General features: G+C 61.3%; 15 protein-coding genes. 7 read left to right on the plus strand and 8 right to left on the minus strand.

Features of this window, described 5'->3' with window-relative positions:
* Positions 1 to 13 precede the first annotated feature (13 nt).
* The 4 genes from QPM17_RS11690 to QPM17_RS11705 are packed head-to-tail and all read right to left on the minus strand — an operon-like array spanning position 14 to position 4,583.
* On the minus strand, positions 14 to 1,096 hold the full coding sequence (locus tag QPM17_RS11690) for an enoyl-CoA hydratase/isomerase family protein (protein WP_285390923.1): 1,083 nt from the start codon (positions 1,094 to 1,096) through the stop codon (positions 14 to 16).
* Between the two features lie 27 nt (positions 1,097 to 1,123).
* On the minus strand, positions 1,124 to 1,903 hold the full coding sequence (locus QPM17_RS11695) for an enoyl-CoA hydratase (RefSeq protein WP_285390924.1): 780 nt from the start codon (positions 1,901 to 1,903) through the stop codon (positions 1,124 to 1,126).
* Positions 1,904 to 1,916: 13 nt separating this feature from the next.
* Positions 1,917 to 3,083, minus strand: a complete 1,167-nt coding sequence (locus QPM17_RS11700; RefSeq protein ID WP_285390925.1) for an acyl-CoA dehydrogenase family protein — start codon at positions 3,081 to 3,083, stop codon at positions 1,917 to 1,919.
* Positions 3,084 to 3,092: 9 nt separating this feature from the next.
* Positions 3,093 to 4,583, minus strand: a complete 1,491-nt coding sequence (locus QPM17_RS11705) for a CoA-acylating methylmalonate-semialdehyde dehydrogenase (protein WP_285390926.1) — start codon at positions 4,581 to 4,583, stop codon at positions 3,093 to 3,095.
* Between the two features lie 149 nt (positions 4,584 to 4,732).
* Here QPM17_RS11705 and QPM17_RS11710 point away from each other — a divergent pair, with 149 nt between their 5' ends.
* The 7 genes from QPM17_RS11710 (at position 4,733) to QPM17_RS11740 (ending at position 12,771) form a co-directional block, all read left to right on the plus strand.
* Positions 4,733 to 5,608 carry an AraC family transcriptional regulator gene (locus QPM17_RS11710; protein ID WP_285390927.1) on the plus strand — a complete coding sequence of 292 codons (876 nt, stop codon included), beginning with the start codon at positions 4,733 to 4,735 and terminating at the stop codon, positions 5,606 to 5,608.
* Positions 5,609 to 5,704: 96 nt separating this feature from the next.
* The gene (locus QPM17_RS11715; protein ID WP_285390928.1) at positions 5,705 to 6,511 is read left to right on the plus strand and encodes a crotonase/enoyl-CoA hydratase family protein; all 807 of its coding nucleotides are present in this window, start codon (positions 5,705 to 5,707) and stop codon (positions 6,509 to 6,511) included.
* A complete protein-coding gene (locus QPM17_RS11720; RefSeq protein WP_285390929.1) occupies positions 6,508 to 7,164 on the plus strand; it encodes a metallophosphatase domain-containing protein in 657 nt (218 codons plus the stop codon). The genes QPM17_RS11715 and QPM17_RS11720 overlap by 4 nt, the downstream gene beginning before the upstream one ends.
* An 11-nt stretch (positions 7,165 to 7,175) precedes the next feature.
* The gene (locus tag QPM17_RS11725) at positions 7,176 to 8,882 is read left to right on the plus strand and encodes a VRR-NUC domain-containing protein (protein WP_285390930.1); all 1,707 of its coding nucleotides are present in this window, start codon (positions 7,176 to 7,178) and stop codon (positions 8,880 to 8,882) included.
* On the plus strand, positions 8,879 to 11,158 hold the full coding sequence (locus QPM17_RS11730) for an ATP-dependent DNA helicase (RefSeq protein ID WP_285390931.1): 2,280 nt from the start codon (positions 8,879 to 8,881) through the stop codon (positions 11,156 to 11,158). The genes QPM17_RS11725 and QPM17_RS11730 overlap by 4 nt, the downstream gene beginning before the upstream one ends.
* A gap of 56 nt (positions 11,159 to 11,214) precedes the next feature.
* Positions 11,215 to 12,219, plus strand: a complete 1,005-nt coding sequence (locus tag QPM17_RS11735) for an LLM class flavin-dependent oxidoreductase (RefSeq protein ID WP_285390932.1) — start codon at positions 11,215 to 11,217, stop codon at positions 12,217 to 12,219.
* 21 nt (positions 12,220 to 12,240) lie between these two features.
* Complete coding sequence (locus QPM17_RS11740) at positions 12,241 to 12,771, plus strand: YqiA/YcfP family alpha/beta fold hydrolase (RefSeq protein WP_285390933.1); 531 nt, start codon at positions 12,241 to 12,243, stop codon at positions 12,769 to 12,771.
* A gap of 3 nt (positions 12,772 to 12,774) precedes the next feature.
* Here the strand turns inward: QPM17_RS11740 and QPM17_RS11745 are convergent, their stop codons facing one another.
* From QPM17_RS11745 to recC, 4 genes are read right to left on the minus strand one after another with little or no spacing between them, the layout of a single operon-like run.
* A complete protein-coding gene (locus QPM17_RS11745) occupies positions 12,775 to 13,233 on the minus strand; it encodes an META domain-containing protein (RefSeq protein WP_285390934.1) in 459 nt (152 codons plus the stop codon).
* Between the two features lie 29 nt (positions 13,234 to 13,262).
* Positions 13,263 to 15,407: an exodeoxyribonuclease V subunit alpha gene (gene recD, locus QPM17_RS11750; protein ID WP_285390935.1), complete on the minus strand. Its 2,145-nt coding sequence runs from the start codon at positions 15,405 to 15,407 to the stop codon at positions 13,263 to 13,265.
* Positions 15,404 to 19,111 carry an exodeoxyribonuclease V subunit beta gene (gene recB, locus QPM17_RS11755; RefSeq protein WP_285390936.1) on the minus strand — a complete coding sequence of 1,236 codons (3,708 nt, stop codon included), beginning with the start codon at positions 19,109 to 19,111 and terminating at the stop codon, positions 15,404 to 15,406. Before recB ends, recD begins: the two co-directional genes overlap by 4 nt.
* Positions 19,108 to 22,695 (minus strand): exodeoxyribonuclease V subunit gamma, encoded by a 3,588-nt coding sequence (gene recC / locus QPM17_RS11760; protein WP_285390937.1) that lies wholly within the window; start codon positions 22,693 to 22,695, stop codon positions 19,108 to 19,110. Before recC ends, recB begins: the two co-directional genes overlap by 4 nt.
* Between the last annotated feature and the right edge of the window lie 155 nt (positions 22,696 to 22,850).

Genomic DNA, 22,850 nt, shown 5'->3' on the forward strand with positions numbered 1-22,850 from the left:
CTGCTCGGTTTAATCAGGATTCAATAAAGAACCGCTCGATCCACTTCGGATCCACGCTCTCCAGTGTGGGGAAATGCCAGCGTGGCTTGAGATCCTTGTCGATCAGCAGCGCCCGCACACCCTCTGCAAACTCGCCCATTTTCAGGCTGCGCTTTGATATCCGAAGCTCCTTGTCGAATACCTCGGACAGGCTGTCATGCAATGTGTCGTGATAGTGTTGCCAGGTCAGGGCCAGGGAAGCCGGTGATGCCGCCGCAACAGTCTTGACCGCCTTGATCAGCCAGGGGTCTTCGCCAGCGTACTGTCCCAGGTTATCCACCACTTCCACCAGGGAATCGCCGTCGGTGAGTGCCTGGATTACGTCAAAGTGCTCGCGCACCACAGACTGGGGCATTGCCTCGCGGGAACCCGCCTCGAACCGGCGCAACACACGGCTTACGGCAGCGTATGCTTCATCGCCAAAGCCGGTCTGTTGCAGGGCCTGTTTGACCTCTTCCCGCATGTCGTGGCGAATGAACCTGTCCGCCAGCCCGGTAAAGATGGCATCGGTACCGTTCATGCGTGCACCGGTCAGGCCAAGGAACAGACCGGTCCGCCCCGGCATCCTGTTGAGAAACCAGCCGGCGCCAACATCCGGATAGAGGCCGATGGTCGTTTCCGGCATCGCCAGACGCGAGTGCTCGGTGACCACCCGGTGGGATCCACCCGCCATCAGGCCCAGACCGCCGCCCATCACAATTCCGTTGCCCCAGACGACAAAAGGCTTGGGATAGGTGTGGATCTGGTAGTCCAGCTCGTACTCGTCAGTGAAGAAGGTCTCCCCTTCGCTGGCACGGTTGTCCGAACGGGGCTCGGTCATGTCCCGGTACAGCGCCACAATATCGCCACCGGCACACAGGGCCTTGTCGCCCTCACCTTCGAGCCACACCGCTGCAATGGCGTCATCAGCTGCCCACTGATCCAGCCTTGCCTTGAGCATGTGGATCATCTCCAGCGACAGGGCATTCATGGCGCGTGGTACATTCAGCCGTGCCACACCAATACGGCGGCCATCGGCGGCTTCCAGTTCTTCAAAAATGACTGCTTGATTGCTCATAATGTTGACTCGGCGCTCCGGCCCGGCTTATCGGTTCTTCCACTCAGGGGTGCGTTTCTCGAGGAACGCATTCACCCCTTCGCGCTGGTCTTCGGTGCGGAACAGATCCACAAACAGCTCCCGCTCCATGCGCCAGCCGTCATCATGACTGCGGCCATCCCGGGCACTCATGACCAGGGTCTTGCAGCGTGCCACGGAGGAGGGACTCTGCTTGCCGGCCATTTGCGCCAACTCCAGGGCCTTGTCCAGAGCGCCACCGGAAGGCACGACCTCTTCCACAAGGCCAATGCTCAGCGCCTTATCGGCCTTGATGCGTTCACCACACAGGATCATGCGCTTGGCCCAGCCCTCACCCACCAGCCAGGGCAGGTTCTGGGTGCCACCGGCACAGGGCAGCAGACCCACGGAAGCCTCTGGCAGGGCCATCTGGGCATGTTCCTCGGCGATGCGGATATCGCAGGCCATGGCGCATTCCAGGCCCCCGCCCATGGCGTAACCGTTGACCGCCGCGATGGACACACCACGGAACCGGCTCAGTGCACTGAATGCCCGGCCGAAGGCCTTACCCATCAGATCGGCGTTGGCGATATCGCCGTCCGCAAAGCTCTTGAGATCGGCACCGGCAGAGAAAAACTTCTCGCCCTGGCCGGTTACCACCAGCGCAAAGATATTGAGATCCTCATTCAGCGCTTCGATGGTGTCTTCCAGCGCTTGCAGGGAGGCCAGCGTCCAGGTATTCGCCGGTGGATTATTGATGGTAATGATCGCGGTGTGATCGCGTTTTTCCAGCTGAATCAAATCGCTCATGTGATTTTCCTTGTTATTGAATGGCCTCGGCGACGCCTGGCTCCAGAAGCCGGCGTGCCACGATCAACCTCATGATTTCGTTGGTGCCTTCCAGGATCTGATGCACACGCAGGTCGCGCACGTAGCGCTCCAGCGGGTATTCGCGGATATAGCCGTAACCGCCGTGAAGCTGAAGGGCGTCGTTGCACACATCAAAGCAGGCATCGGTGGCAAAACGTTTGGCCATGGCGCAATGGAGGGTGGCTTCGGTGTCGCCCTGGTCCAGTCGGTAAGCGGCCAGACGCACCATCTGCCTGGCAGCGACCAGGTTGGTGGCCATGTCCGCCAGCTTGAACTGGAGTGCCTGGAATCCCGCCAGTGGCTGGCCGAACTGCTCGCGCTCATGCATGTAGTTGCGGGCCCTGAGCAGCGCTGCGTGGGCGCCACCAATGGAGCAGGTGGCGATATTCAGGCGGCCGCCGTCCAGGCCTTTCATGGCAATCATGAAGCCCTGACCTTCCTCGCCCAGCCGGTTGTTGGCCGGCACGCGAACGTTCTCAAACGTAATCTGGCGGGTAGGCTGACTGTTCCAACCCATTTTTTCCTCGGCCTTGCCGTAGTGGATGCCGTCGCTGTCGGCAGGCACCACGAAGGCGCTGATGCCCTTAGGACCACTGTCCGGCGCACCGGTACGGGCCATGACCACCAGCATCTGGGTAGCGCCGGCCCCGGAAATAAACACCTTGCTGCCGTTGATCACGTAGCTGTCGCCGTCCGGGGTTGCCTTGGTGCGCAGGTTGCCGGCATCGGAGCCGGCACCGGGTTCGGTCAGGCAGTACGAGCCCAGCCATTCACCACTGGCCATTCGTGGGGCGATCTGCTTCTGGATGTCGGCATTACCGAACTGCGCCACCATCCAGGTGGCCATGTTATGGATGGTGATATAGGCGGCTGTGGAAGGGCAGGCGGCTGCCAGCTCTTCCACGATCACGCTGGTATCCAGCCGTGACAGCCCCATGCCGCCCTGGGCTTCCGGGGTGTAGATGCCACAGAAGCCCATTTCTCCCGCTTCGCGGATCACCTCCACCGGAAACAGATGGTCTGCATCCCATTTCGCTGCGTGGGGCGCCATGGCCTTTTCCGCGAAGGCTTTGGCAGCCTCGCGGAAGGCCAGTTGATCTTCCGTCAGATCAAAGTTCATGGGTTCTCCTTACCGCATGCGGATGGAGAAGTTGGTTTCAGCAACCGCATCGCTGCTGAACCAGCGCGCAGTGATGGTCTTGGTTTCGGTGTAGAACTTCACCGCCTGCTTGCCGTAGGCGTGCTGGTCACCGTAGAAGGAGCCCTTCCAGCCGGTGAACGAGAAGAACGGCAGGGGTACCGGAATAGGCACGTTGATGCCCACCTGACCCACTTCGATTTCATGCTGGTAACGGCGCGCCGCACCACCTGAGCTGGTAAAGATGGAGGTGCCGTTACCGTACAGATTGTCGTTTACCAGAGCGATGGCGTCCGCCAGGGTATCGACTTCCATGCATGAAAGAACAGGGCCGAAGATTTCTTCCTTGTAGATATCCATGTCCGGCTTGACGCCAGAGAACAGGGTCGGGCCAACCCAGTTGCCATCCGGCAGGCCGTCAACGGTACAGTTGCGACCGTCCAGCAGCAGGTTGGCGCCTTCCTGTTCACCGCGGGTTATCAGCGACTCCACCCGCTCTTTCGCTTTCTGGCTGATGATCGGTCCGTAGCTGGCCGACTTGTCGTTCCAGGCGCCCGGCTTGACGGCAGCAAGGGCTTCCTTCACTTCCGGAATCCACTGCTGGGCCTCGCCTACGAAGACGGCGACGGAAATGGCCATACAACGCTGGCCAGCCGCACCTACCGAGGCACCTACCAGGGCTTTGACAACCTGGTCTTTACTGGCATCGGGCAGGATCACCATGTGGTTCTTGGCACCGGCGAAGCTCTGTACACGCTTCATGTTGCGGGTACCGGTTTCGTAGATGTAACGGCCTACCGGCACGGAGCCCACGAAAGACACCGCCTTGATCGCCGGATCGGTCAGCAATACATCCACCTGTTCCTTGCCGCCGTGGACCACCTGCAGCACACCCTTGGGAGCGCCTGCTTCTTCAAACAGTTCGGCAAGGCGCATCGGGGTCAGCGGGTCCTGCTCGGACGGCTTGAGAATAAAGGTGTTACCGCAGGCGATGGCCATGGGGAACATCCACAGCGGAATCATGGCCGGGAAGTTGAACGGGGTGATACCTGCGCAGACACCCAGGGGCTGGGTGTAGGAGTAGGTATCCACTTCACGGGCCACGTTCTCAACGGTCTCGCCCATCATCAGTGAGGGGACGTTGGCCGCGTGCTCCACAACCTCGATGCCGCGCCATACGTCGCCCTTGGCATCTTCGAAGGTTTTGCCGGTTTCACTGGAGAGAATCTCGGCAATTTCATCGTGGTGTTCTTTCAGCAGGGCCTGGTAACGCATCATCACCCGGGCACGCTCGGAAACCGGGGTTTCTTTCCAGGACTTGAACACTTCACCAGCATTGTCGATGGCACGACGCATTTCCGCATCTGTGGTACAGGGGGCGCGGGCAATCACTTCGTTGGTGGCGGGATCGGTAACGTCAATCCACTGGTCGGTCTGGCTATCGACAAACTCACCAGCGATATAAAGGGGTACGTTTTTCATAGCGATGTTCCATGTCATTGTTGTAGGTATTGGGGTCTATGCCCTCAGCTTGTGATCAAGCCTAGCACAGCAATCTGGTGGTTCATGATTGACTAAGTTTCGACCATGATGGACTATATTTCGGAAATGGAACAAAGCAGCCAACCACCATGACCAAAACATCACAGTGGCCCGTACCGCCGGACAGTATTCGCTATGTCATCCCTGACCCGGTAATCCGTACCCTGTCACGACACCCTCTGACCCGCGACCTGTACCCGCTGGCGTTCGGTCACTACCGCCGCGCAGCGGGTCACCACATGCACCGGGAACACCACAATGACGATCTTTTGATCCATTGCACGGAAGGGGAAGCCTACCTGAGTATCGAGGACGAGCCCTGCGTGGTCCGGGCCGGTGACCTGGTCCTGCTACCTGCCGGAGCTGCCCACCGCTACACCGCCGCACCGGAGAACCCATGGACAATCCATTGGGTGCATTACGCTGGCCCACTGGCGGAACCTTTTCGCGAACACATGGGATTTACCGAGGGTGTGCGCATTCAGCACATCGGGCGACAGCCCAGGCTGCTGGTGGACTTCAACGGCCTGCTGTCGGTAAGACAGACCGGCTTCCGCACTCCCGGCCTGGTCCACGTGGCCAACCGTTTGCGGCAGTTGCTGGCGGCGGTTCCTCTGAGCGTAGGCGAAGCCGGCCATGCCCATCAGCCGGACCTGGACTTAATCCACAATTTCATGCGGGAACATCTGGACGAGCGCATTACCCTGAGCCAGCTGGCGGACCTCACCGGCCTGTCGCCCGCCCATTTCGCCACCCGCTACCGGGCCCTGACAGGAGTTTCTCCCATTCAGCATTTTTTGCACCTGAAAGTGGAACAGGCCTGCCAGCTGCTGGACACCACGGACCATTCCTTTACCCAGATCAGCAGCATGCTGGGGTATGACGACAACTACTATTTCTCGCGACTGTTCAAGAAAGTCATGGGCCAGTCCCCCACCGACTACCGGCACACCCACCGCCATTGATAATGGCCTGCCTGCCATCCTTGTTGCCGCTGTAAAGCAAAGTGCATACTGGGCAATCGTCATCTGGTGCCACAAAAATAAACTCAGGAGAGCCCTGTGTCTCACCCACCCGTCTACACTGAAAGCCATGGCGCTGTTCTTACCATCGTCATTAACCGCCCCGAGAAACGGAATGCCGTTGATCGCCAGACCGCCAACGCCCTTCGTCAGGCCTTTACCGAGTTTGAAGAAAATGAGGCATTGAAGGTGGCCGTACTCTGGGGTGCGGGTGGCAACTTCTGCGCCGGGGCGGATCTGGAGGCCATCGGTGATCCCGAGAGGCGTAACGACATTGAAGGAACCGGAACAGCGCCAGGCCCCATGGGGCCGTCCCGCATGGCGCTCTCCAAACCCGTCATTGCAGCAGTGTCCGGATACGCGGTAGCCGGTGGTCTGGAACTGGCGCTGATGTGCGATTTGCGGGTGGCGGAAAAATCCGCTACTTTCGGCGTTTTCTGTCGCCGCTGGGGCGTCCCCCTGATTGACGGCGGGACTGTACGCCTGCCGCGAATCGTCGGCCACGGCAACGCCATGGACATGATCCTGACCGGGCGGCCCGTCGACGCCGAAGAAGCAAAAACCATGGGGCTGGCAAACAGGGTTGTTGCAGATGGGGAGGCTCGCCCGGCTGCAGAAGCCCTGGCAGCAGACATTGCCGGCTTCCCTCAGAAATGCCTGCGGGCCGATCGACTTTCAGCTATTCACCAGTGGGACATGAAACTGTCAGAAGCGTTGGCTGCAGAGGGCGCCGGCGGCTACCCTGTAGTATTCGAAGAAGCCATTGAGGGCGCTGGCCGGTTCGCCAGCGGAGCCGGACGCCACGGGGCGTTCAACAATCCCGACAACCCCAGCGAGCTTTCATGAGACTGGTCTGCATATCGGACACACACAGCATGCACCGCCAGGTTCCGGTGCCGGATGGCGACATCCTGATCCACGCCGGCGACTGCCTCGGCGTGGGCACCCTTGAGGAACTGGAAGACCTGGACAACTGGTTTTCCGAACAGCCGCACCGTCACAAGATTCTCATCGCGGGCAACCACGACTGGTGCCTTCAGGATGAGCCGGAAGAGGCCGAAGCACTGGTCCGCAATGCGATTTACCTGCGGGACAGTGGCACTGAAATTGAGGGCCTGAAATTCTGGGGGAGTCCATGGACTCCGGTATTTTTTGACTGGGCGTTCAACCTCGCGCGCGGCGAGGCCATTGCCGAACGCTGGGCACAGATTCCGGCCGACACCGACGTACTCATCACCCATGGGCCTCCGGCAGGCATTCTCGATGAAGTAATAATGGCGACGCAGTCCCAGCAGATGATCTCAGCCAAACCATCCGAGTCTGTCGGCTGTGAAGACCTGGCCCGGGAGCTGGAGCGGCTGAAACTGAAGATGCACATCTTCGGGCATATTCATGAGAGCCACGGCCAGGAAACCAGAAATGACTGCCTGTTTGTTAATGCCAGCACCTGCACAGCCAACTACAAGCCGCTGAATCCGCCCATCGTGGTGGACTTGTAGTACGGGGAACCATGAAGTCCGAACCAGCCCCGCACTCATCCGTTCCCGGCACCGCCGACCTGGACAATCCGCTGTATTACCTCGAAAACTTCGAGACGGTCGTGCGCTGGGTCCGGCAACACCACAGCGATCTGCTGACTGATGAAGAAACCGGGCTCATTGACAACCTGCTGGCACTGGGCCAGCCGGCACGGGCACTGCTGGCTCGAATGGTCATGCGCACCGGCGAATTGTTCCGGATTGAAAAACTCAACTACCCGGAACTGGGCCAGCCGGTGGCAGACGCAGCGAAAACGCTTTCTGGTGCTGGCTGGATTGAAGGTAACCCGAAAATCCCTCTGGCGGAGGTCTTTCGCCTGTTCACCCTGGCGGAACTGCGCCCTGCCCTCGCGGAGCGGATCTCCGCCGCCGGATTGCCCGCCAGAGCCGCCAAGGGGGTATTGAAAGACACGCTGATTCCACAGCACCCCACCCCCGCTCCCGTGGAACACTGGCTGCCGGAGACCCCGACACAGGTGATCCGACTGAACCACATGGACCTGTTTGATCGCCTTCGGCTGATGTTCTTTGGCAACCTGCGCCAGAACTGGTCTGACTTCGTGCTGGTGGAACTGGGTCACCAGCAATACGAACAGGTGCCGCTCTCCGCCGAATCCCGGGCATTCGATGAGCGTGCAGATGTGGACTGCTACCTGGTCATGCACCACTGCCGCGAGCGCCTGGACCAGGGCGACGCACCGGAAACGGTCTGGCAGGACGTGCCGCCAGCCTCCGACAACCCCTGGCTGGAAAGCCGGCGTGGCCGCCTGCTGTTCGAACTGGGCAAGCTGGCAGAACGTGGTGGCAACACGGATCTGGCGCTGACCGCCTACGGGCAAAGCGGCCACCGTGAAGCGCGACTACGGCAACTGCGCCTTCTGGAAAGGCTTAAGCGATACCGCGAAGCCTGGGATTTGGCCAGAGCCGCCGGAGACAATCCCAGGTTCAGCTCGGAAGAACAGGGGCTTGAGCGCATCCGGTCACGATTGGCCAGAAAACTGGGAGAAACTGCCCCCCAAGCGCCCCAACGACCGGCGCTTGCCACCTTTACCCTGGAATTGGACAACCCCGAGGGACATTCGGTGGAGTGGGTAGCCCTGGAGCATCTGTCAGAACCCGGGGCCCCGGTTGCCTATGTGGAAAACACCCTGATCAACGGCCTGTTCGGCCTTTTGTGCTGGCGCGCTCTGTTTGCCCCGATCCCCGGTGCTTTCTTTCATCCGTTCCAAACCGGGCCAGTGGACCTGTACCGGGAGGATTTCGTCGATCGCCGGCAAGCGCTGTTCGATGAAGCCCTCGGGCATCTGACCAGCGGTCACTACAAATCCGGGATCCGCGACACCTGGCAACAGAAACAGGGCATTGCCTCGCCCTTCGTGCTCTGGCCGGTGCTCTCGGAGGAAATCCTGGAACTCGCTCTGGAATGCATTCCCGCCCGCCACCTGGAACTGGTGTTCCGGCGCCTGCTGGACAATCTTCGGGAACACCGTAGTGGCTTTCCCGATCTGATCCGTTTTCAACCTGGCCACCCGGACCCGAACCGGCGCTACGAGATGATCGAAGTCAAAGGCCCCGGCGACCGCCTGCAGGATCACCAGACCCGCTGGCTGGAGTTCTTTGTCAGCCACGATATTCCGGTATCCGTCTGTTATGTGCGCTGGGCTGGGGCCGCGGAATGAGTGAACTCAAGGTCGCGGCACGAACCCTCTGTGAATTCGCGGCCCGCAAGGGTGACCTGGATTTGCGCTACACGCCCGCTCCCACATCGGAAGAGGGCATAGCCGGTCATGGCGCGGTACAGGCCCGGCGCGGCCCGAGGTACCAGAGCGAGCTTGCCCTGGCCGCCCAGTGCGGCAACCTGATGGTCAGCGGTCGGGCCGATGGTTACGATCCGATTGCCGGGCGCCTGGAAGAAATCAAGACCCACCGGGGCGACCTGTCCCGGGTACGTGAAGCCCAGCGTAACCTTCACCGTGCACAGTTGCGGGTTTACGGTGCGATGCTGTGCCGACAGGAAAAGCTCAAACAGATCGACCTGGCCCTGATCTATTACGACGTGGGCAAGGACAGGGAAACACCTGTCACCGAAACTGCCAGCGCCGACGAGCTCTGGCAGGAACTGGAACAGCTCTGTGCCATCTACAGCAGTTGGGCGCAACAGGAGGCCGCTCACAGAAAGACAAGAGACCAGGCCCTGTCGCGGCTCACGTTCCCTTTTGCTGATTTCCGACCACAGCAACGGCCTCTGGCCGAAACCGTATACCGGAACAGTCTTCGCAATCGCAAGCTGCTTCTGGAAGCCCCCACCGGCCTGGGCAAGACCCTGGGCACCCTGTTTCCGGCGCTGATGGCCATGCCGGCAGCCGGCCAGGACCGGCTGTTCTATCTCACCAGCCGCAACACCGCCCGCCACCTGGCGGTGGATGCTGTCCACCTGCTGCGGGAGAAACAGCCCGGTGCACTGCCATTGCGAACCCTCGAGCTGGTGGCGAAGGATCATGCCTGCGAACACCCGGACAAGGCGTGTCACGGGGACGCCTGCCCCCTGGCCAAAGGCTTCTTCGACCGGCTGCCTGCTGCCCGGGCCGACGCGGCCAGTCACACCGGCGCCCTGACACAGCAAGTACTGGCAGACATCGCCAGCCACCATGGTATCTGCCCCTATTTCCTGGCCCAGGAAATGGCCCGCTGGTGCGATGTGGTGGTGGCGGATGTAAACCGTATGTTCGACCAGTCCGCCCTGCTTCATGCCCTGGTCCGGCAGAATGACTGGAAAGCCAGTCTACTGATTGACGAAGCCCACAATCTGGTGGACCGGGCCCGGGGCATGTATTCGGTGGAATTGAGCCAGGCGCGCCTGCTGCGGATCCGGCGCCAGGCACCCAAAGCCCTGAAATCCCAGCTGGACGGAGTATCCCGCGCCTGGCAATCGGTGATCCGCGACCATGCCCCGGACATCACCCGTGATCCGGTGATACTGGATAACCTGCCCGGCTCACTCACCGGCGCACTGAACCGACTGGTATCCGCGATTACCGACTATCTGGCCGACCACCCACCGGATCTGGCACTGCAGGAACTGATGTTCGAAAGCCTGGCCTTTACCAGACTGGCAGAGGTGTTCGGCGATCACTCCCTGTGCGAGCTGGTCAGGCCCGGCAGAGGCAAGGCACAACTGGCCATCCGCAACCTGATTCCGGCGGATTTTCTCAGCCCCCGGTTCGAGTCGGCCGACAGCACCCTGCTGTTCTCCGCTACCCTGTCGCCCGGAATCTACTACCGTGACCTGCTGGGCATGCCTGAAGACACCTGTTTCCAGTCCTTGCCAGGCCCTTTTTCCGCTGACCAGCTGGAGGTGCACTTCACGCCCCACATCAGTACCCGTCAGGCGGACAGAGAGCGTTCCCTTGTGCCCATTGCCGAACTCATCGCCGGGCAGTACCGGCAGCGGCCTGGCAACTATCTTGCCTTCTTCAGCAGCTTTGCCTACCTCAACCGCGTGCGGGACACCCTGGCTGACCTTGCCCCGGACATTCCTCTGCGGGCCCAGCAGCCAGGCATGTCCGGTGAGGAGCGCACCGCATTTCTGGACGGTTTCCGGGACACCAACTCCGGCGTTGCCTTTGCGGTACTCGGTGGGGTTTTCAGCGAAGGCATCGACCTGCCCGGCGACCGCCTGATCGGCGCCTTCGTGGCAACCCTGGGTCTGCCACCGTTCGACGCGTGGCACGAGATACTGCGTCAGCGACTGGAACAGAGATTCGGTGCCGGCCAGGCTTACACCTACCTGATTCCCGGCCTTCAGAAAGTCGCCCAGGCCGCCGGAAGGGTCATCCGCACCCCGGAAGACCGGGGCGTGATCTGGCTGATTGACGATCGGTTCCTGCAGCCCGACATCCGCCAGTTGCTTCCGGGCTGGTGGATCACGGACAGCAATACCGACCACTCCCTATAAGGGCATGCCCGCCGGTTTTTGTTATGCTGCGGGATAGTTCAGAATCGGAGCATTCAATGTCGCAGTCTTCTAACGTCCAGTTTCCCGCCTACTCCCTTCTGGAGCTGGCCTCGGTTCGCGAAGGTGACTCTGTCGGCCAGACCCTCGCCAACAGTGTGGCCTATGCCAGACATGCAGAAAGCCTCGGTTTCAGGCGCTTCTGGCTGGCCGAACATCACAACATGGAGGGTATCAGCAGCTCGGCAACCGCAGTTCTGGTCGGTCATATAGCGGGTGCGACGGAGACGCTGCGAGTGGGCTCCGGCGGAATCATGCTGCCCAATCACCCGCCGCTGGTGATTGCCGAACAGTTCGGCACCCTGGAAAGCCTCTACCCGGGGCGGATCGACCTGGGCCTGGGCCGGGCGCCAGGCACCGACCCCATTACCAGCCGGGCTCTGCGCCGGGACGGCCTGGGGGCCGAGCAGTTCCCCGAAGACGTGGCCCGACTGCAGACCCTGCTGGGCCCACTTCAACCCGGCCAACAGGTAAAAGCCATTCCCGGCGCCGGTACCAATGTGCCCATCTGGCTGCTGGGCTCCAGCCTCTACAGCGCCCAGCTTGCCGCAATGCGGGGCCTGCCCTACGCCTTTGCCGGTCACTTTGCGCCGCGACTCTACCGGGAGGCGATCCAGACCTACAGGGATAACTTCCAGCCTTCGGATCAGTTGGACCGGCCCTATGTGATACTGGCTGTGCCGGCGATTCCAGCGGATACCGACGAAGAGGCGCAGTTCCTGGCCACCACCAGTTACCAGCGCATACTGTCCCTGTTCCGTGGTCAGCCCCTGTGGATGCGACCGCCAGTGAAGTCCATGGACGGTTTGTGGAACAGTGCCGAGAAGGCCGGCGTGAAAGACTTCCTGTCGCTGCAATTGCTGGGCGGCGAGGACAGCATGCGCGAGCAGTTGCAGCAATTGCTGCAGACCGTGGAAGTGGACGAGCTGATGTTTACGGTCGACCTGTACGACCCGGAAAAACGGCGGCACGCGCTGGACATTCTCGCGGCAACCCGACACTGAACCCGCTCACCAGAGGTGATCATGGCGACATCTGGCATTCACGTATTCCTGTCCCACGGGCTGGAGAGCGGCCCCGGCGGCACCAAAGTACAGGCCCTGAAAGCGGAAGCGGAGACCTTCCCGGGAGTAACCGCAATCGCCCTGGACCATCGCAGCACAAAAGTCCCGGCAGAACGCCTGCAACAAATGAAAGAGGCAATGGCGGATGCCGGAGCCGCGCCTGAACGCACCATCCTGGCTGGTTCCAGCATGGGTGGCTGGGTCTGCGCCCGCACCAGTGCACAAACCCCGGTACTGGGGTGTTTCCTGCTGGCACCGGCATTGGCGATGTCCGCCTATCCCCAGTCCAGCCCGCAGATCCAGGCCCGGCATACCCAGATCATTCACGGCTGGGACGACGATGTGGTGGCACCCATGCCGGTTATTGAACTGGCACGGGAACAGAGACTACCGATACTGATGCTGCCGGACGGCCACCGGCTGGAGAACAGCCTGGAGCGGCTGGTAGGTGAGTTCAGGGACTTCATGGCCACCTGCCTGGCCACCCACTGATCGCTATTTCATCCGCGTGGCTTCGAAAACCGCCAGTTGCTGCCCATCCTCGCCCAGCAACCGCAGTTCGATACCGTCCAGATTGACCCCCACGGTCTTGGCGAATGCGGCAAACAGCAACTTTTCTGTCAGCTTGTCGGGGCAGGCCATACGGGTGCTGCTCATGGAATCGAACAGCAGGTTTTCGCCCCGCACCCGGTAGTTGCCCATGTACTGGTTACAACCACTGAAACCGCTTACCCGGCCATCGTCCAGGAACAGTATGTGGGGCTTCTTCTGATTGTCGGTTTCCGACACCGACTTGCCGGCTACGCTGACCAGTTGCCAGTAGGTGTTCGTCAACGGCATCGCGACAACCTCTCCGCCCGGCCCATCTGTAGCGGGCGAGCTTGTGCAACCGGTCAGCAACAACATAGCCAGCAGGGTTGCCAGATACCACGGGGCCCTCATTATTCCTTTCATACCCTTCCTCCCATGTCATTTCTTTCCTGTCAGAGCAGCAGCCTGGCCAACCCTGACGCCCGGATCACCCCACGTCCCACGGCCTCCTTCAGGACACTCTCCTGACTCACCACCAGGCTCAGCCAGTGGCGGGCACGGGTGATGCCGGTATACACCAGTTCGCGGGTCAGTACCGGGGTCAGGCGGTCCGGGATCACCAGGCAGGCGTGGGTAAACTCCGACCCCTGGGACTTGTGTACCGTCATGGCGTAGACGGTTTCCAGTGACTGCAGGCGGCTGGGGGATATCCATCGGATCGCTCCACTACCATCACTGGACGGAAACGCCACCCGCAGGGTGTCGACCGGCTCGCCGGCCTCATTGCGATCCCAGGGCACGCACAGGGTAACGCCGATATCGCCATTCATCAGGCCCAGATTATAGTCGTTCCCGGTAATCAGTACCGGGCGGCCCGCATACCAGCCTTCGGTGCGATCAATCAGACCGGCGCTGCGCAACCGCTCGGCAACTTCCCGGTTCAGTCCCTCGACCCCGAACGGGCCCTGGCGAAGCGCGCACAGAACCTTGAAGTGATTGAAGCCTCTCAGCACTTCGGTTGCCCAGGCATCCCACTGCTCCCGCGCCTCTGTTTCACCACCGGCGGAGGGCTTGTGGTCCCGGATGATACGCAGGTAGTACCCATAGCCCACCGGCGGGGCGACCGGCTCATGATTGACGACACGCCCCTGACCATTGTTCCGGAACCGTTCAGGGCTTCCGGTGAGGGCATGATCCGCCAGCATCGCCACGCCTGGCTCATTGAGCCACACCACATCCTCGAAACCCTGCCCCCGGCACTGGCGGATCAATGGTCGGTCCAGATTGCCGGCATTGGTGGCCGAGGCCAGAACGCCGATACCGCTGTGTTCGTTAAAGCGATAGCTCTTGCGAAGCATGGCGACCGCCTGATCCAGGGGCAGACCACCGGCGTCGGTCAATTCCGGGGGCAATGGGCATCCCGTCACCGATGCCAGCCATTGGGCCGTTTCCGGCAGGTAATGGGCTTTTTCGGCGCGCTGACAGAGCTCCCCCAATACGGCGCCGGCATCCACTGACGCCAGCTGGTCCTTGTCCCCCAGCATGATCAGCCGTGCCCTGTCCGGTAGCGCTGCAAACACAGACGCCATCAGGTCGACATCCACCATGGAAGCTTCGTCAATGACCAGAATATCCAGTGGCAGCGGGTTGTCCTCATTGTGACGGAAGCTCCGCGAGCCCGGCCGGCTACCCAGTAACCGGTGCAGGGTGGTGACCCGGGTGGGAATGGCCGATTTGTCGGGCCGACCCGGCAGGTTTTCCAGGGGCAGACGGTCAACCGCACCACCAATCGACTCGCTCAGCCTTGCGGCGGCCTTGCCGGTGGGGGCCGACAGACGGATACGCAGGTACGGGGTCGGGCCATCACCATCAGCCGATTCACAGGCCACCGACTGCAGGGCCGCCAGCAGGTTCACAACCGTCGTGGTCTTACCGGTGCCCGGGCCACCGGTGATCACGCTGAAACGGCTACGCGCTGCCAGTGCACAGGCGATTTTCTGGTAATCAGGTTCGGGCCCTGTTCCGAACAGGCCATCAAGCGCCTGAGCAAGCAGACCCACGTCTGCCGGCACGGCGTGCTGATCCAGACGGCCCCGGATGCCGGCAGCAATTAGCTGCTCGTAGCGCCAGAACCGGCGCAGGTACAGCCGCGAGCCGTCCAGCACCAGGGGTGTCGCCTGCTCACCGTCACCGACTGCGGAACTCCGGCTCAGAGTGGCAACCAGTTCCTCCGGGCTGATACCTGCAAACAGATCCGATGGCCGCAGGCTGTCTGCCGGGAGTGATCCCGCGCCTTCTGGCGGCAGCACCAGCGTTGGCTCGGTGGCCTGACAGAGGTGACGTACGTCGAGACAGACGTGCCCCCGCCCCACCTGATGGGAGACCATGGCCGCCAGCAGGGCCAACATGGCCGAGGGCTGTTCGCCGTGTTCGCGAACGATGGTGCAGATAAAGTCCGCAAACGCATGATCCAGGGCGCGGACCCACTCCCGCTCTACCCAGTCGTCCAGCAGCGCCAGTGCTTCCGCGGCGGTTCTCGGTGTCGGCGCTGGTGCAACGTCAAACAGGTCGGCGATGTATCCGCTTTCTCCGGTCATGCTGCCTTCTCCCCCTCACCGCTGAACAGCCGGTCCAGTGCCTCAATCAGGGCCCGTTCCGGGCGCTCGGTAAAGGCTCCCGCACCCGGCGCGTCACATCCCCGCAGGAACAGGTAAACAGCACCCCCAACGTGGGTGTCGTAGTCATAGCCGGGCAGGCGGGACTTGAGCAGCCTGTGCAATGCCAGCAGGTAGATGACGTACTGCAGGTCATAGCGATTCTCGAGGATTTTTTCTTTCATGGCATCGGTCACGTAAGCCTGATCGTCCTCGCCGAGAACATTCGACTTGTAATCCAGCACGTAATAGCGGCCATTATGCTCGAACACCAGGTCAATAAACCCTTTGAGCATACCGTTGAAAGTGGTTTCGTGTGCTTCCGGCCGGTTCTCACCGTTCAGCGTGTGCTTGCGAACCAGTGCGTCCATGACGCGGGTGTTCACCTGGTGGCTTTCAAACCAGAATTCCAGTTCCGGGCGGAAGGTGTTCAGGCCTGCAAGCGAGCAGGCTTCCCCGTTGTCCGGCAGCGGGATGTCCATGGTGACAAGCGTGTGAACCCAGGCTTTCAGCGTGTCCGCCCAGTCGCTCCAGTTGCGCAGCTTGCACCGGCGTTCCAGCAGTTCGTGGAGCTCTTCAGGTGCGTCCGACACGTTACGGAATCCCCGGGCAGCACACCATTCCAGAATATCGTGCAGGAATGTGCCGGGGCCGGCGCCCCTGGGAAAACTGTGCTGGCTAAAGGGCTGCGGGGCTGCCGCATGCGTGCCGGCGGCAGCCATGGTATCAGCCCCTTCCGTCTCATCTTCCTCTCGCAGGTTCTCCTGTTCCGCGTCTTCACTGGCAGCCGTAAAATCGTCACCAAAACCACTGCGGGCGCCATAGGTAATGGCGGAATAGCTGGCAATCCACCAGTTCTCACGGGCTTCCCGCACCGGCTCCAGAGCCCTGCCGAGCTCCGGTTCCGGTTCACCTGCGTAGACCTCATCCCCCGGCTCTGGCACCGGCGCCACCTCAATGGCTGGTTCGCCGGAGGCCATGGCCGCAAGAAACGGGGTCAGGTCCGTGTCCTCCTCACTGGCAGCCCGGCCCACCAGATGCCCAAGCCCACTCTGGCGCCAGCCCCTGATGCCGGCGGCACCGACCCAGGTGGCGTGGCGGGAACGGGTCAGGGCAACGTAGAGCTTGCGTATATCCTCACCCAGCCGCTCGCGATCCGCCCGGGCCAGGGTGTCTTCATCCGGTTCCAGGGAAATCTGCAGTCTGCCGCTGTCATCGTGATACTTGATGAAGGCCTGGTTGGGTTTTTCCTCCCGGAACTCGGTGGCGAAAGGCAGGAAAACCAGCGGGTATTCCAGTCCTTTGGACTTGTGCACGGTGACCACCTTGACCAGTCCGGCGTCACTTTCCAGGCGCATGGTCCGGTGCTCATCCTCGTCGTCGGACTCCCGCAGCATTTCCGTGTAGTGATGAATCAGGGCGTGTTCGCCGTCCAGTTGCTGGCTGTCCTGCTGCAGCAGCTCGGCGATGTGCAGAATATCCGTCAGCCCACGCTCGCCATCCGGCCCGGCCAGTAGCTTGGCGGGCACTTCATAGTCCATCAGCAGGCGCCGCAGCATGGGCAGTACGCCCTGCTGTTGCCAGAGTTCCCGGTAGCCCTGGAAACGGTTGATCTCCCGGTCCAGGGCATTCTCGTCGCTGAGCAGCCGGTCCAGCTCCTGGTAGGCCAGGCCCATGGTGGGTGTTGCCAGGGCGGCGCGAATCAGCGACAGCTGACCGGGCTCGGCACAGGCCTGCAACCACTGAAGCAACTCCAGTGCCTGCGCCGACTGCAGCACGGAATTGCGGTCCGACAGGTACACACTGCGAATACCCCGCGCACTCAGCGCCTGCCTGACAGCATCCGCCTCATCGCGTTTGTTCACCAGAATGGCGATGTGTTCGGGTCGCAGGGGGTCGATGGGCTCGCCCTCGGCAGAGAAGCCGGCTTCACCGGCCTGGCCCAGATTCAACAGGCGGGCAATCTCAGCCGAGCAGACGTCTGCCATGGCTTCCCTGCCTGCCTCCTTGGCGATATGCCGGTCATCCGCCAGGGTCCAGAAAGTCAGTGGCGTTTGCGGCCTGCCCTGCACGCACCACTGCCGATCTGTGCCCCTGGCATTCACGGGATTGAACGGCAACGGGTTATCTTCTCCGGAACGGAACAGGAAAGCCCCTTCCGGAATTGTCTGGTCGGCCTGGGCAAACACACGATTAACGCCATCCACCATGGCAACGGCGGAACGGAAGTTGGTGCCCAGTGTGTAAGTGCGGCTGGCGACTGCCCGGCGGGCGTCCAGATAGGTGTAGATGTCCGCACCGCGAAAACCGTAAATGGCCTGCTTGGGGTCGCCAATCATCAGCAGGCTGGTTTCCTGGTCGTTGCTGGCCACCCGGTAGACGCGGTCAAAAATGCGGTACTGGACCGGATCGGTATCCTGGAATTCGTCAATCATCGCCACCGGGAACTGACGGCGAATGGTTTCTGCCAGTCGCCCACCCTGAGGGCCGCCAAGAGCCTCATCCAGCCGGGTAAGCAGGTCATCAAATCCCATGCTTGCGAGGCGCTGTTTTTCACTATCCAGGCGCTGGGTAATCCAACAGGCGGCATGGTTAAGGATGTCCGGTTTGGCCACCGGCATGGCTTTCAGGGCCGGTTTGAGCTCGGCGATGGCATCCATGGCAGGATGGTGGGGCGGGTCTTCATCGCCGGTCCATTTTTCTGAAAAAGCATCGGCTTCCAGGGAATCAAAGCCCTTGGTGCGCTTGCTGGTGAGAAACTCATGGGGTTCGGCGGCATCAGTGGTGGCCCATTCCCGCAGGTAATCCACCGCCTTCTGGATGGAGTTTTTGGTCGTGCCGTGCAGAGGCTTTGGTTTGCGCTTTGCAGTTTCCGCCAGTAACTCATCCAGCTCATCACACCAGGCGGGCCAGGGTGCTTTCAGTTCCCGGAGTCTGTCCTCACGCTGGGTTTTCGCGTTTTCTGCGGCTGCCACCGGGTCACGCTCCGGCACAGGCAGCGCGTCAACATGGGGCAGCAGGTTACGGACTGACTGGCGCAGACTTTCCGGTGTTTTCCAGTTATCCAGCACTTCACCCATCAGCTCTGGCGACAAAGGGTAGATAAAGGTGCGCCAGTAATCCCGTACCACGTTGTCCAGCAGATCGGTCTGGCTGGTTTCCAGAGTCTGGCGGAACAGGCTACCGCTGTCGAAGGCGTGCTCGCTGAGCATGCGATTACACCAGCCGTGGATGGTGGAAACGGCTGCTTCGTCCATCCACTCCGCCGCCAGCAGCAGTTTCCGGCGACAGGCCGGCCAGTCTGCCTTTGGACAGGCATTGCGCAGGTTAACCAGCGGGTCTTTCGCGATTTCGCTGGTATCAACAGCATCCGGGTCCATTGCAAACAGGGCTGCGGCTTCGGTCAGTCGGGCACGGATGCGGTCCCGGAGTTCCTTGGTGGCGGCCTCGGTGAAGGTGACCACCAGCAGATTCGGCGGCATGATGCCCTCTTCCAGCGGCTCATCGGTCGTGCGATGCCCCAGTACCAGCCGCACGTAGAGCAGTGCCAGGGTAAAGGTCTTGCCGGTGCCGGCGCTGGCTTCGATCAGCTGGCTGCCACGCAGTGGCAGTGTTAGAGGGTCGAGTCTACGAACGCTGCCGGTCATTTCGCGTTCTCCCGTCTACCGCAACCAGACTTCGCCCGGCCTGCCTGCTCTGCGTGCCAGAGCGGCTCATACAATGCGGACACCAGTTGCGGGAACTGCTCACTGGCAAGTAACTGCCCGAATTCAGGGTAAGCCCTGTGCAGGTAGCCGCTGTCCCGGGCCAGAGCCTTGTTGAAGGCTTCCTCTGCTTTCTGTAGCGCCTTGTCTTCATTGCCCTCACCCCGGGCAGGATACAGGCCCCGCAGATAGGCGAACGCAGCCCCGGACTCAACCGGTAATGGTCTGGTCTGGCCCTGCATCCAGTAATCCAGAAGCGTCGCCAGACTTTCACCGGCGGTGGCACTGTCCATGGGCAACAGATTGACCACCCGTTGTTCCTCCTTGGCGATAATCAGAGTATGGAAAGACGCAAAGCGAAGATTGCCCGCCAGGTGTGCTACCCAGTGATCCAGCAGAGCCGGGAATCGCAGCTGGCGGGAGCTCCCGGCGCCTTCCAGAAGGTTGCTGCTGGCAATGACTACTCTGCAGACGCCGCCATCCGGGCGGGTGCGCAGGTTGCCCAGGCGGTCGCTGATGGTCAGGGGCTCCTCGCCATGCTCATGGCAATATTCGAACCCGATCACCTCTTCAATGGCCTCGGGCCAGAGAGCCAGGGCCTCCTGGTAGCGCTTGTACAGGTCCGGCATTCGACTTTCCAGCTGCCGGGTCAGGGCGTACTCCGTCAGCCCCATACCCAACTCGCCCCGGCGGGCCATGCTGGCCAGGGCCGCTTCGATGCGTTGCTGCAGCTCCTCACCGGTGTCGGCTTTCATCACTGCCTGACGGATCAGTTCGTCCTCCAACCGCCAGTGTTGCAGGCCGTCCATGGCGAACGCTTCGTTGTCGGTATCCAGGCTCTCAACATCGGTAAACCGTACCTGCAGACGACGCTGGTAAAAGACTTCCACCGGCCGTTTGAGAAACGCGCCAAGTTCGGCCAGGGTCAGCGGGTCTGCGGGAGACAGATATGGCAGTTCGGACTGCTCCGCTTCCTTGTTCCGGGACTGGTGCGCACTGAGCCATTCACTGTCGTAGGTGAACAGCCGGCGGGCCGACAATACGTCGCTGACATCCACAGAGCCGCTCTCCCCGGCGCCCTTATTGCCTGCAGGAAAGTACTCACGGCTGAAAGGCTGCAGCGGGTGCTCAATGGTCAACGCTGCGGCAGAAGTCTGATCCGGTGCCGGCACCTGCCAGACGGCATCCAGGTGGTCCCGCAACTGGCTCACCAGAACCGATGGCGGCCGCTCCGAATCGTCGCGGATACTGCGCCCCACCCAGCTGATATAGAGTTGTTCCCGGGCCGACAACAGGGCCTCCAGGAACAGGTAGCGGTCGTCTTCCCGGCGGGATCGGTCTCCGGGGCGGTAATCCAGGGCCATCAGATCAAAATCCACTGGTGGACGTGAACGCGGGTAGTCGCCGTCGTTCATGCCCAGCAGGCAGACATGCCGAAAGGGAATGGCACGCATCGGCATAAGGGTGGCGAAATTGACCTTGCCAGCCAGGAATCTCTGGTTGAGGCCGCCTTCCTCCAGGCCTTCCAGCAGGATTTCGCGAACGATATTAAGGGGCAGCTCGACCTGCTCCATGCCGGCACTGTCGCAATCCTGGAGCCACTGCTCTGCCTGCCGGCGCAGGCGATTGACCAACAGCAGCTCGTCTTCCGACAGATCGTCGAAGAAGCGCTCCAGTATCGACTGCAGCAGGTCAAGCCACCCCGCCGGTGTGGCGGTGGCCCGGAGTTCGTGCCAGAGGTCTTCCAGCCGGTCGATAAAGCGGCAGAGGCTGCCCGCCACACTGGCCTGCAGGCCGCCGATTTCCTCGAAGGGTTCGATATCCTGCCAGGGAGCATCGCGGCCGGTGCCATAACCCAGAAGCATCCGCCGCAAGCCGGCCTGCCAGGTGTTGCGTTCCAGGCCATCAGGCAGATCGAGACTACTGCGGTGATCGCCGTGAAGCCCCCAGCGAATATTGGCGCCTTCCACCCATTGGCGCACCAGAGGCAGGTCACCCTCGGCGATGCCAAACCGGCTCCTTACTGACGGCACTTCCAGCAGGCTGATGATTTCGCTGACACCAAACCGGCTTTCCGGCAGGGCCATCAGGGTATCCAGGGCAATCAGAACCGGCTGGCGGTGACGCTGGCCCTGGTCGGAAATGGTGAACGGAATATAGCGACGGGAGGATGATGGGTAGCGCCCAAACACCGCCTGGATATGGGGCGCATAGGTATCCACATCCGGCACCATGACAATCACATCCCGGGGGCGCAGGTCCGGATTGCTGTTGAATGCCGCCAGTAACTGGTCATGGAGAATCTCCACTTCGCGCTGGGGGCTGTGGGCGTTGTGGAACACCACCGAATTGTCTGTGAATGGATCCAGAATACGATCCTGACCCAACATTTCCTGTTGCGAGGTGAGTGTGCGAATGTCGTTCTGGATCTGATGCAGCAGCAGGGGCTGTTGCGGGTCGCCATGGGGCGTAAAGATATCGATGCGACCATCCGGCGTGGCAATGCGGCCCTGGTAGCTCTCCGGGTTATCAAACTCATCCAGCAGACGGATGTAATCCCGCCCCTGCTTGCCCCACGCGGCCAGCAGAGGGTTGGCATGCTGGTGCAGATCATCAGGGTTGGTCAGCGCGGCCAGTTTCGGATGAGCCTGCCCCCGCTTACGATCGGCGTTGAGAAGGTCACGATCGCTGATGATATCGGCCCAGTAGAATTCACTGGGATTATGCACGCAAAGCACCACCTGGCTGACCCGGCTGAGAATCGACAGAGCCTCCAGTGCCTGCTTTGGCAGCGAGGAAACACCAAACACCACAATACGTTGGGGTAGATCAGGCGGTCGGTCTGCTGCCGTCAGCGTCTGCCCCTCATCCATGAATCGGGTGTGTATGCGGGAACGGCTGGTGCCGGCGAATTCACCCACATCGTCCACCAGTTTGCGCCACAGAACCGGTTGCCAGCGCAGCTCTTCGCCCAGTTCCCTGTGTTCGCCCCGGGCCATTTGCAGGCGGTCGTATCCAGCCTCCCAATCCCCCAGCCAGTCAGCGCGAAAGACCTGGTACTGGTCGAACAGATCGGCAATCTTGCCGGCCAGCTGATAACGGCGGGTTTCTGTATCGGCCCCGGCCATGAACCTTTGCAGCGGAGCAAAGACGTCATCTTCCTCGATCAACCGGGGCAGCAACCGGAACAGGCGCCAGACTAGCCGGGACTTGTCAAAGGGAGACTGCTCCGGCACCCCCGCCGGCGTCAGCACCGCACGATAGGCCTGCCAGATAAACCTGGCGGGGAAAAGGAAGTCCATGCCTGCGGCGACCCCCATACCCCCATCCCCTGTGTCGGAGGGATCTTCCGCCAGGGCAAGCTTCAGCCACTGGGCAATGCCATTGCTCTGCACCAGGAAGGTTTCGCTTTCCAGGGGCGGCAGCGGACTCTGCCGGCAGATCCAGACCACTGCCCGTCTCAGGTCCTCCAGATGGTTCGCATGGATGGCGTGAAAGCCGGGCTCTATGGTTGGCGTCGCTGGCATACCTGCCCTGTATTGTTCCGGGGTAAGAACTGAGAGCCTATCACAACTTGAGCAGGCTGCCGGGACCCGTAGCGTTCAGCCCCATGTAAATTTGCCAATTTCTTGCGAAATCGCCATTGTTTTGCCAGTCTAAATAAATGTAACAGATCATTTCA

Origin of the sequence: Marinobacter azerbaijanicus (genome assembly GCF_030250645.1) — a bacterium.
Classification (GTDB): Bacteria; Pseudomonadota; Gammaproteobacteria; order Pseudomonadales; family Oleiphilaceae; genus Marinobacter; species Marinobacter azerbaijanicus.